This is a genomic window from Rhodococcus jostii NBRC 16295 (assembly GCF_001894825.1).
Taxonomy (GTDB): Bacteria; Actinomycetota; Actinomycetes; order Mycobacteriales; family Mycobacteriaceae; genus Rhodococcus_F; species Rhodococcus_F jostii.
In genome coordinates this window covers 1-832 of sequence record NZ_BCWY01000257.1, presented here as the reverse complement: position 1 = coordinate 832, position 832 = coordinate 1, and the positions used below count along the sequence as shown (strand labels likewise).

The window sequence follows — 832 nt, the reverse complement described above, 5'->3', positions numbered from 1 at the left end:
ACCGAGTGCGGGAAACGGAAGTGGTGCGAATCAGTCTGCCGGGTTGACGACCCTGACCGGGGCGGAGCCGTCCCAGTACCTCGCGGCCTCTTCGAAGGCTGCGAACATCTCCGTCACGCCCGTTCCGCCTCCGACGTCACCGATCTCGACGGCAAGGTGCTGACCCGCCGTGTCGAAGTAGGCGAACCGACCGAACCCGCTGATGCTGCCTGTGAAGGTGGCCGCCTCGCCCGACGCCTGTGCCTGCAGAACCGTGTCGTCGAAGTCGTCGGCGAACACCGCGAGGTGATGCAGTCCCGGGCCGTACTCAGCGATGAAGTCGCGGTAGGGCGACGGGCCGGCGTCGTTCTGCTGGATGAGCTCGATCTGCATGGATCCGCTGTAGGCGATCGCGACGGTCAGGTCGATCTCGACGCTCTGTCCGAGGTAGTGAACCTCCTCGAACGGGGCATGCTCGACGACGAAGAACGGGCCGACGCCGCGCTTGTTCGTCCAGTATTCGAGTTCGGCGTCGATGTCGGTGACCGCGTAGCCGAGCTGCCGGACCGGCCCGAGCGAGCACTTCACTTCGCGGCCTCGGGGACCATGCTGTGCATGCCGACCGACGGATCGGTCGCGTAGTCGACGAGCTGAGTGTGGCCGACGGCGTCGTTCGCCGCAGCGATGTAGTAATGCAGGCGGGCGTCCGCGATGGCGCCGAGCTCGCCCTCGGGCGCGTAACCGGCGATCGGGCCGTCGACCATGGCGAGCATCGTCGTGCCCTGCGGCGACGTCGGAGAGTGGACGGCACCCGCGACCTCACACGTGTACATCCCGGTCTCGCCCTTGTCGT

General features: G+C 66.9%; 2 protein-coding genes. Both read right to left on the bottom strand.

Annotated features, from left to right (window positions below; translation table 11 throughout):
- Positions 1-30: 30 nt before the first annotated feature.
- The gene (locus RJ1_RS45075; RefSeq protein ID WP_073371181.1) at positions 31-567 is read right to left on the bottom strand and encodes a VOC family protein; all 537 of its coding nucleotides are present in this window, start codon (positions 565-567) and stop codon (positions 31-33) included.
- On the bottom strand, positions 564-832 hold a 269-nt coding region (locus RJ1_RS45070), incomplete at its 5' end, for a cupin domain-containing protein (protein WP_501193869.1). The genes RJ1_RS45075 and RJ1_RS45070, both read right to left, overlap by 4 nt.